General features: G+C 48.9%; 16 protein-coding genes. All 16 read right to left on the reverse strand.

What is annotated here, in order from left to right; translation table 11 throughout:
• Positions 1–11: 11 nt before the first annotated feature.
• The 16 genes from hemB to cobJ all read right to left on the reverse strand — a co-directional run bounded on the left by hemB (position 12) and on the right by cobJ (position 13,548).
• Entirely contained in the window at positions 12–983 is a 972-nt protein-coding gene (hemB, locus tag D8877_RS01685; RefSeq protein WP_125340429.1) for a porphobilinogen synthase, read from the reverse strand.
• Positions 970–1,695 carry a uroporphyrinogen-III synthase gene (locus D8877_RS01690; protein WP_125340428.1) on the reverse strand — a complete coding sequence of 242 codons (726 nt, stop codon included), beginning with the start codon at positions 1,693–1,695 and terminating at the stop codon, positions 970–972. Before D8877_RS01690 ends, hemB begins: the two co-directional genes overlap by 14 nt.
• Positions 1,680–2,600, reverse strand: a complete 921-nt coding sequence (hemC, locus tag D8877_RS01695) for a hydroxymethylbilane synthase (RefSeq protein ID WP_125340427.1) — start codon at positions 2,598–2,600, stop codon at positions 1,680–1,682. The genes D8877_RS01690 and hemC overlap by 16 nt, the downstream gene beginning before the upstream one ends.
• Positions 2,587–3,840 (reverse strand): glutamyl-tRNA reductase, encoded by a 1,254-nt coding sequence (gene hemA, locus D8877_RS01700; protein WP_125340426.1) that lies wholly within the window; start codon positions 3,838–3,840, stop codon positions 2,587–2,589. The genes hemC and hemA overlap by 14 nt, the downstream gene beginning before the upstream one ends.
• 15 nt (positions 3,841–3,855) lie before the next feature.
• Entirely contained in the window at positions 3,856–4,287 is a 432-nt protein-coding gene (locus D8877_RS01705) for a precorrin-2 dehydrogenase/sirohydrochlorin ferrochelatase family protein (RefSeq protein WP_002903866.1), read from the reverse strand.
• 11 nt (positions 4,288–4,298) lie between these two features.
• Positions 4,299–4,874 (reverse strand): cob(I)yrinic acid a,c-diamide adenosyltransferase, encoded by a 576-nt coding sequence (locus D8877_RS01710; protein WP_002898252.1) that lies wholly within the window; start codon positions 4,872–4,874, stop codon positions 4,299–4,301.
• Positions 4,871–6,370 carry a cobyric acid synthase gene (locus tag D8877_RS01715; RefSeq protein WP_125352221.1) on the reverse strand — a complete coding sequence of 500 codons (1,500 nt, stop codon included), beginning with the start codon at positions 6,368–6,370 and terminating at the stop codon, positions 4,871–4,873. The genes D8877_RS01710 and D8877_RS01715 overlap by 4 nt, the downstream gene beginning before the upstream one ends.
• Positions 6,355–7,170: an energy-coupling factor ABC transporter ATP-binding protein gene (locus tag D8877_RS01720; protein ID WP_002896446.1), complete on the reverse strand. Its 816-nt coding sequence runs from the start codon at positions 7,168–7,170 to the stop codon at positions 6,355–6,357. The genes D8877_RS01715 and D8877_RS01720 overlap by 16 nt, the downstream gene beginning before the upstream one ends.
• Before the next feature lie 62 nt (positions 7,171–7,232).
• A complete protein-coding gene (locus tag D8877_RS01725; protein ID WP_002932250.1) occupies positions 7,233–7,907 on the reverse strand; it encodes a CbiQ family ECF transporter T component in 675 nt (224 codons plus the stop codon).
• A gap of 116 nt (positions 7,908–8,023) precedes the next feature.
• Positions 8,024–8,329 (reverse strand): energy-coupling factor ABC transporter substrate-binding protein, encoded by a 306-nt coding sequence (locus D8877_RS01730; protein WP_002896451.1) that lies wholly within the window; start codon positions 8,327–8,329, stop codon positions 8,024–8,026.
• Positions 8,326–9,060 carry an energy-coupling factor ABC transporter permease gene (locus D8877_RS01735; protein ID WP_002901131.1) on the reverse strand — a complete coding sequence of 245 codons (735 nt, stop codon included), beginning with the start codon at positions 9,058–9,060 and terminating at the stop codon, positions 8,326–8,328. Before D8877_RS01735 ends, D8877_RS01730 begins: the two co-directional genes overlap by 4 nt.
• 69 nt (positions 9,061–9,129) lie before the next feature.
• Positions 9,130–9,831 (reverse strand): cobalt-factor II C(20)-methyltransferase, encoded by a 702-nt coding sequence (locus D8877_RS01740; protein WP_125340424.1) that lies wholly within the window; start codon positions 9,829–9,831, stop codon positions 9,130–9,132.
• 9 nt (positions 9,832–9,840) lie between these two features.
• Positions 9,841–10,605 (reverse strand): sirohydrochlorin cobaltochelatase, encoded by a 765-nt coding sequence (locus D8877_RS01745; RefSeq protein ID WP_125352223.1) that lies wholly within the window; start codon positions 10,603–10,605, stop codon positions 9,841–9,843.
• A gap of 13 nt (positions 10,606–10,618) precedes the next feature.
• On the reverse strand, positions 10,619–12,058 hold the full coding sequence (gene cobA / locus D8877_RS01750; RefSeq protein ID WP_002925781.1) for a uroporphyrinogen-III C-methyltransferase: 1,440 nt from the start codon (positions 12,056–12,058) through the stop codon (positions 10,619–10,621).
• An 18-nt stretch (positions 12,059–12,076) separates the two neighbouring features.
• Entirely contained in the window at positions 12,077–12,826 is a 750-nt protein-coding gene (gene cobK / locus D8877_RS01755) for a precorrin-6A reductase (RefSeq protein ID WP_002925783.1), read from the reverse strand.
• The gene (cobJ, locus tag D8877_RS01760; protein WP_125352225.1) at positions 12,823–13,548 is read right to left on the reverse strand and encodes a precorrin-3B C(17)-methyltransferase; all 726 of its coding nucleotides are present in this window, start codon (positions 13,546–13,548) and stop codon (positions 12,823–12,825) included. Before cobJ ends, cobK begins: the two co-directional genes overlap by 4 nt.
• Positions 13,549–13,607 lie beyond the last annotated feature (59 nt).

Genomic DNA, 13,607 nt, shown 5'->3' on the forward strand with positions numbered 1-13,607 from the left:
TTCCGCAGTCTCTATCCTTCTTTCAGATAGCCAGCTGCATCCTTGGCAAAATAAGTGATAATCAAGTCTGCACCAGCCCGCTTCATACTGGTCAAGGTTTCCATAACTATGGCTTTTTCATTGATCCAGCCCTGCTGAGCTGCTGCCTTGACCATAGCGTATTCTCCACTGACATTATAGGTCACCAGAGGCAGCCGGGTTTCCTGCCGCAGCTCTCTGAGGATATCCAGAAAGGCCAGAGCTGGCTTAACCATGAGAAAATCTGCTCCCTGCTCCTCATCACTCTTGGCTTCTCTCAAAGCCTCCAAGCGATTGGCTGGATCCATCTGATAGGTCTTGCGATCGCCAAAGGCCGGAGCACTCTCACCTGCATCTCGGAAAGGTCCATAAAAGCTAGAGGCAAACTTAATCGCATAGGACATGATGGGAATGTCTTCAAAGCCAGCCGCATCAAGCCCCTGACGGATAGCCGCCACAAAACCGTCCATGGCATTGGAAGGCGCAATGACATCTGCTCCAGCCCTGGCTTGGCTGACAGCGACTTCTGTCAGTCTAGTCAGAGACAGATCATTGTCCACTTCTTCCCCTCGCAAAATACCGCAATGGCCGTGACTGGTAAACTCACAGAGACAGGTGTCTGCAATGACGACTGTCTCACGGAAATGCTTCTTGATCAGACAGATAGCTTCCTGCACAATGCCATTTTCAGCTGAAGCCTGACTGCCTATTTCGTCCTTTTCTGACGGAATGCCAAAGACGATAAAAGCCCGAATGCCCAAGTCCACACATTCCTGAACTTCTGGCAGCAAATCCTCGAGGGAGAACTGATAAACTCCCGGCATGGAGGCTACTTCTTCCTTTTCAGTCAAGCCTTCCTTGACAAACAAGGGTTGGATAAAATCATCCACAGACAGCTTGGTTTCTCGAACCAGCTGCCGCAGACCGCTGCTTCTCCTCAGTCTGCGATGTCTATAAAATTCCATGCTTCTTCTCTTCTTTCTTGATTATTTCCTTGACCATTTCCTCAACAGAAGGACTCTGGGGCTGGTAGTCTACCCCATAGCCAGACTCCTTAACCGCCTGAGCCGTTGTCTGACCAATCACTGCAATCTGATGGCTGGATGCTAGATAGGGCTTAATAGCACAAAAACTCTGCCAAGCCGATGGACTGGCAAAGGTCCAAATCACATCCTCCTGGGACAGATAGGTCTCGAGCTGAGCCTGACCAACAGGGTTTGAGGTCGTTTCGTACATAGGCCAAGCCCAGACATCATGACCTGCTTCTTTTAATTTCTCAGCCAAACTGGGATTGGACAAGCTACTCTGGGGCAGCAAGATCTTCTGCGTCGGCAGAGCCAAATCCAGCCACTCTTGAATAAAGTCAAGACCATAGTGGCTGCTGGCCTGAAAATCACAGGCTCGGCCTAGCTTGTCCAGCGCCTGACTGGTCTGCGGCCCAATGGTCGCAATCTGGTAGTCCGCTTTCAGATAGGGACTGAAAGCCTCTACTGCGACAGCACTGGTAAAAAAGACCCAGTCGGCTTCTGGAAGAACTGCTTGGACAGCTTCAGGCAAAGGTAAAGACTGACAGCGAATGAGAGGGACATGATGCGTCTCAAACCCAGCCCGTCTGATCTTTTCTAGCCAAGTAGAGTCTGGCGCCTGCTCTCTGGTAAAGATTATTTTTTTAACCATGGCATTCCTACTGCTCCCTTATCGGCTAACTGGCGCACAGCCTGCTCTGCCAATTGCTGGCCATCCTGCCCCTGCAGGCTGACAAAGACACATTGGCCGTCCTCCTTGGCCAACATGGCCTCTAGTAGATAGTTTTGACCGTTTTTCTGGGCAAAAGCAGCGATAGGGAAGGTGCAGTCTGCATTCATCTGAGCCAAAACTGCCCGTTCAACTGCCACTTCAGCAGCTGTCTTCTCATCCTGAACAGTTGCCAACAATTGCCGCAGTTCCTCATCCTCTTCCCGGCATTCCACTGCCAAAGCGCCCTGAGAAATAGCTGGCAGACAAAGACTGGTCTCTAAAGGCTGCATGTGAAGATGGCTTTGGTCCAGCCAGCCCAAGCGTTTAAGTCCAGCCATAGCCAAGACAATCGCGTCGTACTCGCCTTCTTCCAGCTTCTTGATGCGTGTATCAATGTTGCCCCGAAGTGGCTTGAAAGCCAAATCCGGTCTCTGAGCCTGCAGCTGAACCTGTCGGCGAATGCTGCTGGTTCCTATAAGAGCGCCCTTAGGCAGGTCAGCCAGCGTCTGGCCAGCTTGACGGAAAATCAAGCAATCCCGGACATCTTCTCGCTGACTAATCGCACCGAGTGCACAGCCCTCAGCTAGTTTAGCCGGCATATCCTTGAGACTATGGACTGCCATATCAATCTCACCAGCCAAGAGAGCCCGCTCAATTTCCTTGACAAAGACTCCCTTGCCGCCAATTTCCTGGAGGCTGACGTGGGTCAAGCGATCTCCTTTTGTGGTATAGGGAACGAGGACAAAATCCCGCTCTGGATGGAGCGCCTTGAGCTGGTCTACTAACTGTTGGGTCTGGGTCATGGCCAGCTTACTCTTGCGGGTTCCTACCTTAATGACCTTCATCTTTTCCCCTTTCTCTGTGCAAGCCAAATATCTTGGCAATCAAGGCAATGTCATAGTCTGAATGCTCTCCGACTGACAGCTCTTTGAGCTGCAAGATTGGCTCCTTCAAGACTTGGTTGATGATACTCTTCATGTGCTTGGAAATCTGCTTTTGCTCCCGCTCGGTCAAATCCGGAAACTTACGATTAAGGCTTTCCATGGCCGAAGCTTGAGCTTCCAAAGCCTTATCCCTGATTTCCTGAATCAGAGGAATAATGCCCAGTTGCTGACGCCAGTCAGCAAACTTGACCAGCTCCTCATCAATCTCCAAAGCAATCCGACCGGCAATCTCCTGCCGTTCCGCTTTGTATTGCTCCAGTTGATTGGTCAGATTTTCGATATTATAGAGCTTCAGAGATGAGCCTGGATGGCAGGAACGAGGCAGACAGAGGTCAAACACGACCGCATCCGCCTTAAGCATGGAGGGAAAGATAATATATTCTTCCGTTTTAACAGCTGAAAAGACCACATCCGCATCCGCCAGCACTGCCTCCAACTCATCCCAGCCATGGGCAGATACCCTGTCCTCTGTCAGAAAAGGCTGGGCCTTGCTGACTGTCCGATTGAGCAGCATGACTGATTCGAATGGCCGCTGCAGAGCATACTTAGTCACCAACTGACCAATCTCTCCCAGACCGATAAGAGCTACCTTTTTAGTGCTGTAATCCAGCCCCATTCGGTCCAATTCTTGGATGGCGGTCAGACCGATAGAAATGGGCCGGTCATTGATTCGATAAGTATCATGCATGCGCTTGGCAAAGGTCAGCGCCTGCTTGAAAGCCTGATTGAGGACAATTCCAGTCGTACCAGCATCTTGCGCTGTCAGGAAAGCCTGCTTGAGCTGGCCCAAGACCTGACTTTCACCGACAATCTTGGATTCCAATCCGATAGAGACCCGCAGCAGATGCCGCAAGGCCTCATCCCCCTCACGAAAGACTAAATATTCTTCTAGCTCCTTGACAGGAATCTGAAACCAGTCCGCCAAAAAATGCTTGGAATAGTAGCGGCCAGTGTGCAGCTGGTCCACCACCAGATAGAGCTCGGTCCGATTGCAGGTGGACAAGATGATATTTTCCAAGATACTTTTTTCTCTTTTCAGGAGCTTCAGAGCTTTGAGCCCCTCCTGATCTGAAAAATGGGCTTTTTCCAAAATTGTCAGCGGCGTTTCCCGATGGGTCAAACCCACATATAATAGGTGCATGCTTCTTTCCTTCTTTTAAAGTTGGTCTAAAATTGCTTCTATCTTCTTGCGAATCTCCTTGGAACGGCTGGGCGAGAGGCCGTTGGTCGAAATCATAACAGATACGTCCTTCTTTCTCGCAATGGCTACATTGTAGAAGTCAGAAAAGGTCTTATCGCCCGTATTGTTTACCAGCTGACTGGGTGCCGCATCCTCCATAATCTGGCGGTTGACCTCCGCCTGATCTGTACAGGCAAAGACCAGTTTCGCGCCTTCCAAATCACCTGTCTGGTAGGGTCTAGCTAGCCATTGGACCTCCGCCTGCGGAATGTCAGCATGCAGAGTCGGACTGACCACTGTCACAGCAGCCTGCTCAGCCAGCAGGGTCTTAATCTTCCGCGCTGCGACCTTGCCGCCTCCCACTACCACGACTTTCTTCTCTCTGATATTAATCATGACTGGATACATGCTAGCTTCTCCTATTTCTTTTCCCGAAAGATTTTCGCGCTGCGTTTGTAGACTGTATCTGGCTCCTCTAGGCGGTCATTGACCAATCGAGCCAGCACAAAAAAGTAATCCGACAGACGGTTGATATAGATCAAGCCTATCTCATTGACCGCTTCTTCTGCCTCTATAACAGCTACCATGCGTCGCTCTAAGCGTCTGGTCATGGTGCGGGCCACATGCAGGAGACTCGCAATCCGATGGCCGCCCGGGATGATAAAGCGGTCGATTTTCGGAGGAATATGCATATACTCGTCCATCCGCTCCTCCAGCCAGCTGACATTGGCTGGCTCTTGCTTGTAGGGGCGTAACTCCCGCGGCGTAGCCAAGTCGCTGCCACAGTCAAAGAGGTGCTGCTGGATTTCCTCGCATTCCAAACGCAGGTCATCCAAGATAGGATAGTCGCGCATCTCAGATACGACATAGCCTAGATGAGAGCATAACTCATCCATCGTTCCATAAGCTTCGACCCGAATATGGGTCTTGGATACTCGGTCCCCACCGTAGAGCCGTGTAAAGCCCTTGTCTCCGTATTTCGTATAAATTCTCATTTCTCTTCTCTGTTGATGATTTGATAAATCTGCTCCATGTCCAAAGACTTGCGCAGGACGTCTGCCAACTTATCATACTCTCTGTCTTTAAAGTCTTTGATACTGACAAGCTGGTCCTCTAGCGGTTCTAAGCCCTTAGCCAGACGAAGTTCATTCAGGTACTGGCGAGTCCATTCTAGATTGTCAAAGACCCCATGAAGGTAGGTTCCTTGCACCTGACCGCCATAACCCACTGCTCCATCCAGACGCTCGGTCGCCTCACCATTTTGTTCCTTGATGATGGAAAATGGCTCAAGGCTATCCGCCAGCTGGGTTTCCCCCATGTGAATCTCGTAGCCTTCTAGTTCTTGCCCCTCATGCAGGGCTCTGACCTGCGTCGTCCTCTTGACCGGCTGAAGCACCGTCTCTGTCTCTAAAATTCCCAGACCTCTAGTCTCTTCTAAATCGGACTCAAGGTGCAGCGGATCGCTAATCTTCTGCCCCAGCAGCTGATAGCCACCGCAGATTCCAAAGATTCGCACGCCCTGCTCCAGACACTCGAGAATCTCGGCTTCAAGACCAGAGTCGCGCAGATAGTTCATGTCTTCAATGGTGTTTTTACTGCCCGGCAGAATCAAGAGGTCCGGTCGACCAATCGCATCACCAGGCTGGACATAGCGGACAGAAACATCCGGCTGGATTTCCAGACTGTGAAAATCCGTAAAGTTGGACAGGCGCTTGAGGCTGACAACTGCGATATCCAGACTCTTTCTGCTATCAAAGCGCCGGCTCTTCTGCACCAATGCCACACTGTCTTCGCTGTCAATATCCAGCTGGGCATAAGGCACGACTCCGATAACCGGCACCTGGGTCAGCTCCTCAATCATATCAATACCGGACTGCAGCAGGGCCACATCGCCACGGAATTTATTGATAATAACACCCTTGATTCGCTTGCGATCCTCAGATGGCATGAGCTCAATCGTTCCGTAGATAGAGGCGAAGACGCCTCCCTTATCAATATCCGCCACTAAAATCACTGGCGCATCAACCAGCTTGGCCATGCCCATATTGACAATGTCTCGGTCATTGAGATTGATTTCAGCTGGACTGCCTGCTCCCTCAATAATGATAATATCATTCTCAGCGCCCAGCTCCTCATAGACCTCCTTAATCTTAGGCAGGAGCTGCTGCTTGTATTCATGGTATTCGACAGCATCCATATCCCGCAGTACCCGACCTAAAAAGACGACCTGGGACTTGCGGTCAGAGGTCGGTTTGAGCAGGACTGGATTCATGCGGACATCCGGCTCTTTGCCAGCTGCCTCAGCCTGAACGACCTGAGCCCGGCCCATTTCATCTCCTTTTTTGGTGATAAAGGAATTAAGTGCCATATTCTGCGACTTAAAAGGCACCACTTCTAGGCCATCCTGCTTGAAAATCCGGCAGAGCCCTGCCGCAATAATGCTCTTCCCAGCATCTGAGGCAGTTCCCTGTACCATCAATGATTTGACCATTTTACATTTCCTCCTAGCTGCTCAAAGAAAGCAGCTTCATTTTCTGCCAGTGGCGTCTGGATAGTCTGATGAAGCTTGACAATCCAAGGCACAGCCAAGCCTGCCTCTACTAGCAGATTTCCCTGCTGGAAGAAATCAAACTTGCTGCCCTCCGCAATCAAATGCCCCTTCTGCAGCAGGTAGGCATAGTCACAGCAGTCATACATCAGATCCATGTCATGGCTGGATACGATGATGTTGGTCCCAGCCTGGACCAGCTTTTTCATGGTCGCTGCCATCTGGTCCCGCCCTTTGGGATCCAATCCTGCCGTAGGCTCATCAAGCAGCAGATACTTGGGCTGCAGGGCCAGCATGCCAGCAATAGCCACCCGCTTTTTCTGGCCATAGCTCAGATACTGCAGCGGTCTGTCCTGCAGATGAGAAATGTCCATCATCTCTAAAGCCGTCGCCACTCTGCTGGTTATCTCGTCTTCTTCATAGCCTAAGTTTTCCAAGGCCATGCCAATATCGTCCTTCACAATGGTATAAAAGAGCTGCTGCTCTGGATTCTGAAAGACCATATTGACATGCTGCCGATACTGGAACAAGGCCTTCTTAGAGTCGCCTACAGGCTGACCATCATATAAAACACTGCCCTTCTGCGGTTGGAGCAGTCGGGTGATGATTTTCATGATGGTAGACTTACCTGAACCGTTGACTCCCAGAATGCCAGTAATCCGGCCCTCTTCGAAGTCCATAGAAATATCGTGCAGCGTTGGATTTTCGTCATACGAAAAAGAAATATTCTTTACTTGTAACATCTATGTTTCCTATCTACTTTCCATTATAGTATAAAAGCAGTCTTATTGTAAATGCGCTTTCATTATTCACTGTGCTCTGCATCAAATCTTAGCGTCAGTACTTCATTTAAATGCTGATTATCATCTAGCAATTTAACAAAAAGAGTATTGGCTAATCTGCCCCAAGCTTGGTGTTGCTTCCTTTTATTGTAAAAGGAGAATTTCAAGTCCAAGGTATCCCGAATGGTCACAAACTCATAGAAGACCAGGAAAATAAAGCGATACATGAGGACAATCAAGTCTAGCAGTACCCGTGGCACATGCATGGCTTTAAAAAGCCGCAGCATCTGAGCAAAAGGCACCGTCAGGACAAAGAAATAAGTCGAAACCAAAGATGAATAGATGCGCAAGAGGATAAAAATGGTCTGCTGAACAGAAGATTGGCTAATGCCCAGATAGCCCTGACCTAAAGGCAAGGCCAGCAAGAGCTGCTCCTGACTGTTCTGATAGGTCAAGACAAAGGTCAAGAGACTAATCAGGATAAAGATACTGGCATGCAGATACCACTTCAGATAGCGCAGCCACGGAAGCCGAGCCACATAGCAAGTCAGAGGCGCCACCAAGACGATAAGTCCTAGCTGCAGACTCCTGACACCAGAAAAGCTGGCAGCTAACAAGAGCAGATAGATGACAAATTTATAAGCAACCGGCAGATTTTTCAGCCGATTTTGATAGGCGTATTTATCAATCGCAAACAAGTGGAGGTCTCCTTTCTAGCTTTGTTTTTACCATGCCCCCAGTACAGAGCAGCTCCAGTCCCAAACAAGCTGAATCGCTATCAAGAACCAGAGCTCTCTCATACTGTTGAAGGCTTTTATTTATGTTCAGAGTTTTCCTTTTGTTGGCCTTGCTTTTTCCCTTTGTGGTAGCCAATGACATAGAAGATGATACCCGCTCCGATACTGCCTTGCAGGGTGAAGAGCAGACTTTCTACTTCCGGACCTGCTGGCTCAAAAATTGGTGAAAACCAAGGCTCATAGTCCTTTTGGATAGAGCTAATGGTTTTTTCAGCAGCGTCATCTGTTCCACTGTATTCCACACCCTTAGGTGCAAAGATAAAGGCAGCTAGAGTGACTGCTACTGCAGCCAAGATTAAGATGATATTCTTGTATTTTTTCATTTGAACAGACCTGCTCTTTCTTTGACATTTTCTGAGATTAAGTTATAGAGGACAACTGTCAGCAATCCTTCTACGATAGCGATTGGGATTTGAGTAGTCAAGAAGACACCCATGAATTTCAGTGCAGAACCAACAAAGCCACTGTTAGCATCAGGGAAGACCAAACCGAGCTGGATAGAAGTTGTCGCATAAGTCGCCAAGTCCGCAATCACAGCACAGATAAAGATTGAAACCGGTGTAGAAAGCTTGATGGATTTAGCAAACTTGTAAACGAAATAACCAACAAATGGACCAACCACTGCCATTGAGAATGCATTGGCACCCAGAGTTGTCAAGCCGCCGTGAGCCAAGAGAAGGGCTTGGAAGAGCAAGCAAATGGTTCCCAAAACGCTGATAACGGATGGGCCAAACATAGCTGTCCCCAGACCAACCCCGGTCGGATGCGAACTAGATCCTGTAACAGACGGAATCTTCAAAGAAGACAGGATAAAGATAAAGGCACCGGACAAGGCCAGCATAGTCTTGGAATTTGGATCCTCTGCAACAATTTTCTTGATGCGCATCAAGCCGACTACAAAGAAAGGCAGGAATACGGCGAACCAGAAGATACACCAAAAGAGCGGAAGATAGCCTTCCATGATATGCATAGCTGACACAGACTGGGTACTCAGTACCGCCAAAATAGCCAGCAGGGCAACAAAAGTTACTTTTTTATTTTTTAATAGTTTCATGTTTTTTTCCTTTTCTAAGAGCCTGAGCTCACAAGAATGAATCTTCATCCTTGAACATAGACTCTGATTTTAAAAAATCTTCTTTTTCACGAGGAAGGTAGTAAAATAAGGCAGCTTGGTTTCTAATGTGATTCCTTCAAGGCCCAGCAGAGTCTGCTGCTTATCCGTCGAAGAGTTGCTAACCATAAAAGTCTGCTGCAAGAGACCGATCTTTTCAAGCAGAGGCAGGACTGTATCCAGGTGATTGGCTACCTTCATGATCACAATCGAGTCATGTAGCTCAAGCGCCGCCTCAATCTTCTCAGCAGAAGCCGTAGCCGGCATGACCGCCAGAGACTCCTCATCCATGGTCAGGGGCTGACCTAGCTCAGAAGCCATGCTGCAAAAAGAGGTAATGCCAGGGATGGTCTGACAGTCGATTTCCTTTTCCAACAGAGCCAGCAGATAGCTGTAAGTGCTGTAGACCATGGGGTCTCCCAATGTGACAAAGCCGACATTCTTGCCAGACTTGACATCCTCTGCGATTTCAGCAGAGATGGCCTGCCACTGGACTTCTTTGGTCGAATTGGAACGGACCATAGGGAAATGCCGCTGCTTGATTTCCAGATGCTCTTTCAGATAGGGCTCCGCAATGCCTAATGCAAAGCTCTTGCTTCCCTTCTTAGCCTCTGGTGTATAGAGAATATCTAAGTCTTCCAAAAGCCGACTGGCCTTGACAGTTACTAGCTCGCTATCACCCGGTCCCACACCAATTCCGTAAAATTTCGCCATTCCTTCCTCCTATTCGATGATTTCTTCTAAATGCTGGATGTAGAGCTGCTGAACCTCAGGGTATTCGCCCAGGCCGACCAGATGGGCCTTGACCTCATATCCCTTCTCCTTGAAGAAGTGATACCAAGAACCTTCCTCATCTGAGCTCATATCATTGGTCGCATGGTCGCCCGCTACCAGCATGAAAGGTGCCAGATGCACTTCTCGGACGCCCTCTTTCTTCAGTTCCTGCTCAATCAGCTCAACTGGAGGATAGCTCTCTACACAACCGACATAGACTGAGCTTCCCTTCAGCATATGATCCAAGGCTGCATAAGCTGTAAAAGCATAATGCTGGCTGCCGTGGCCCATCAAAACTGTTGCTGCATCTTGCCCCTGGCCATACCGTTCCAGCAGAATATCCTTGACAGCCTCATAGTCTTCCTGGCTGTTGAGCAGAGGCTTGGCAACGACCAGCTTTTTAAAAGCTGATTCAAACTCTTTGGCTTGGGCAAGAATCTTCTCATACTCGCTGCCCAAAATGACATGGAGAGGCTGGATATAGACCTCTTCAGTACCCGCTTCCAAGAGCTGCTCCAAAACCTCTTTGACCGTAGGAATATCTAGACCTTCCTGCTTCTTAATCCGCCGTCTAACGACATTGGAGGTAAAAGCTCGGTGGACCGGATAGTCTGGAAAATGTTCCTGAATGGCCTGCTCGCAAGCCTCGATTGTTTTTCGTCTGGTCTCGGGATAGGTCGTTCCGAAACTGACTACTACTATAGCTTTACTCATGACCTGTATCCTTTCAGAGAATTTCCCGACATTTGTCAATGATGGAAGCAATGGTCGCTTCATCTGTCTCAACAATCTTGCTAAAGCCTGCTTCTTCTAAAACAGCCCGCGTGCTGGCACCCATGACAACGATTGGAACATCCTTCCAGTCATATCCAGCTTCTTGACTGGCTGCGACAAAGTTCATGGCCGCAGCAGAGTTCGGAAGACAGACAACTTCAATCTCTGACCAATTGTCACTGCTAATCTGACTGTCAAAGGCCAGTCTGTGACTAGCAATAATCGGCAGCGAATAGAGTTCTGCCAGACTGGCTTTCTTATGCTCAGCTGTCAGAATATACCAGTTGCCGCCTTCTTTTTCAAGAGTAGCTGCAAAATCCGCATCCGACTGCTGAGGCGTCATCCGATCCAGCACAATCCCGCTCGCTTCGATAGATTTAGCCGTATGATGACCAATAGCTGCAAAGCGGATGTGCGGCAGACTGCGCAAATCTTTGCCTGCCTTGCGTAGGGCTTTCAAGAAGAGCGGCCAGCTCTGCATATCTGCAAAGAGGAGGCCATCTACCTGCTCCAAATCCGGCAGAGGCAATTCTAACTCTTCAACCAAATCTCGAGCTGGGAAAGTGGTCAGCGCAGCTCCAGCATCCTTGAGCAAGCGAGGAAGTCTGCCAGTCTCTGACTGTTGGATAAGGGTTTTCCGACCGAAAAGCGGCAGATTCTCATGGAAATTCAGCTGCTGTCTATAGGCTACGACATCACCTACTACGATGACACTCGGTGCCTTAAAGTCCTCAGCTTCTGCTAGTTCTACTATGTTACCCAAGGTTCCGTCCACCGAGCGCTGCTGAGGATGGGTTCCCCATTCAACGATGGCGGCTGGCTTGTCCTTGCCATAGCCTCTAGCCGTTAGCTCTTGGACAATGGTAGGCAGATTTTTCATGCCCATGAGGAAGAGCAGGGTTCCTTTGAGCTCAGAAATTGCTTCCCAATTGAGCATCTCTGTCTCATCCTTGAGATGGGCTGTAAAAACATGAAAGCTAGTCGCTACATCCCGATAAGTCATAGGAATCCCTGCATAGGTCAGACCAGCCACAGCAGAGGTGATACCTGGCACCACTTCAAAGTCCACGCCAGCTTCCACCAGCTTGACTCCTTCTTCTCCGCCTCGACCAAAGATATAGGGATCACCGCTCTTGAGGCGGACTACCCGCTTGCCCTGACGGGCTTTTTCGATAAGAATCTTTTCAATCTCTTCCTGTCGGATGCAGGGCTGGCCTGGCTTTTTACCGACATCTATCTTTTCGCAGTCAGACTTTAGATGCCGAAAGAGCTCCTGATTGACCAAGCGGTCAAAGACCAAGACATCTGCTTCTTGAAGCCGTCTCTTGCCTTTGAGGGTCAACAACTCCGCATCGCCTGGACCTGCTCCCAGTAATGTTACTAAACCGGACATTTTTTCTCCTTTTATTAGCTATTTTGTCAGATAAGCCTCTAATTCTTCTAAGTTAGAAACCATCTGTGGATAGGCCACAATTGGCCGAGAGATGATAATGCAGTCCATCCCCAGCTCTTGACAGCCATCAATCTTTTCACGAATACCACCGACGGTACCGCTCTCCTTGGAAACAAAGACATCTGCTCCCGAGCGCAGCAAGAGCTCTTTATTGCACTCTTTGGAAAATGGAGCCTTAATCGCATCAATCTGATCCGCTACCAGTCCCAGCTGCTCACAAGCCAGAAGCACTTCCGAAGTCGGCAGAACGCGAACAACAATCCGCTGCTCTGGCAGCCCATTGACAAAGAGCGGCAGGGTCTTGCTGCCTGTTCCTAGATAAACAGTCTTGTAGCCGCGCTTGGCAATCTCATCAATCGCTTCTTGGGTCGAATGCACCACGATGGCTCCGCTCAAATCCAAGGTCGCCTGACGCTCAAAGCGCAGGTAAGATACACCAGCCATCTCTGCCGCCCGAATGGCTTCCTTGGACACAATGTCCGCAAAAGGATGGGTTGCATCAATGATTTCATCCACATCATTCTCTTTGATAAAGGCAACCATGTCCTCGGCTGTCAGCCGGCCCTGAATGACCGGCTGGCCGAATTTGGAAGCCAAGTGCCGGCCGTAGTCTGTGACAACAGAACTGGTCACATCAATCTTCAAGCGGTCAAGCACTTCTAAAATAGCGGTGCTGTCAGATGTCCCTCCCAGCAGTAATTTCATCATAAAGTATATCCTCGAGGTGTGATCATGCGTCCGTTTTTAACATAAGTTTCTTTGTTACCAACGATAACGATTGTCGTCATATCTACCAAAGTTTCATCCAAGTCTTTGATAGTCGTCAAGATGATTTCCTCATCCTTACGGCCAATGTCCTTACCGATACCGACAATCGTATCCTCTGATTTGTACTCAGACATGATAGAAAGTGCTTTTGTCAGATGGTCTGGACGTCCTTTACTCCGAGGGTTATAGAGGCAGACTACAAAGTCACCTTGAGCTGCGGCATGTAGACGCTTCTCAATCATTTCCCAAGGAGTCATCAAGTCACTCAGACTGATATGACAGAAGTCATTCATAAGAGGAGCTCCCATAGCAGCAGCGGCACCCAGACTAGCTGTAATACCTGGAACAACCTTAACTTCTACATCATTGGCATCTCCCAGCAATTCTAAAATCAAGCCAGCCATTCCATAGACTCCGGCATCTCCACTGGAAACAACTCCGACATTTTTGCCAGTCTCTCTAGCCAAATCAATAGCCTTTTGACAACGGTCGATTTCCTGACGCATACCATTCGCTACGAGCTCCTTGTCCTTGACCAAATCAAGAATCAACCGCATATAAGTCGAGTAGCCGACGATAATTTCACAATCGGCTATAGCAGCCAATGCTTCTTGTGACATCAATTCTTCTTTACCTGGGCCTAATCCGATAACGTATAGCATATATTTTTTCTCCTTTATGGGTATGATAAAATTTTATAAGGGCAGTTGGTTCATAAGAC

This window comes from Streptococcus sanguinis (assembly GCF_003943735.1).
In the GTDB taxonomy this organism is placed as follows: Bacteria; Bacillota; Bacilli; order Lactobacillales; family Streptococcaceae; genus Streptococcus; species Streptococcus sanguinis_E.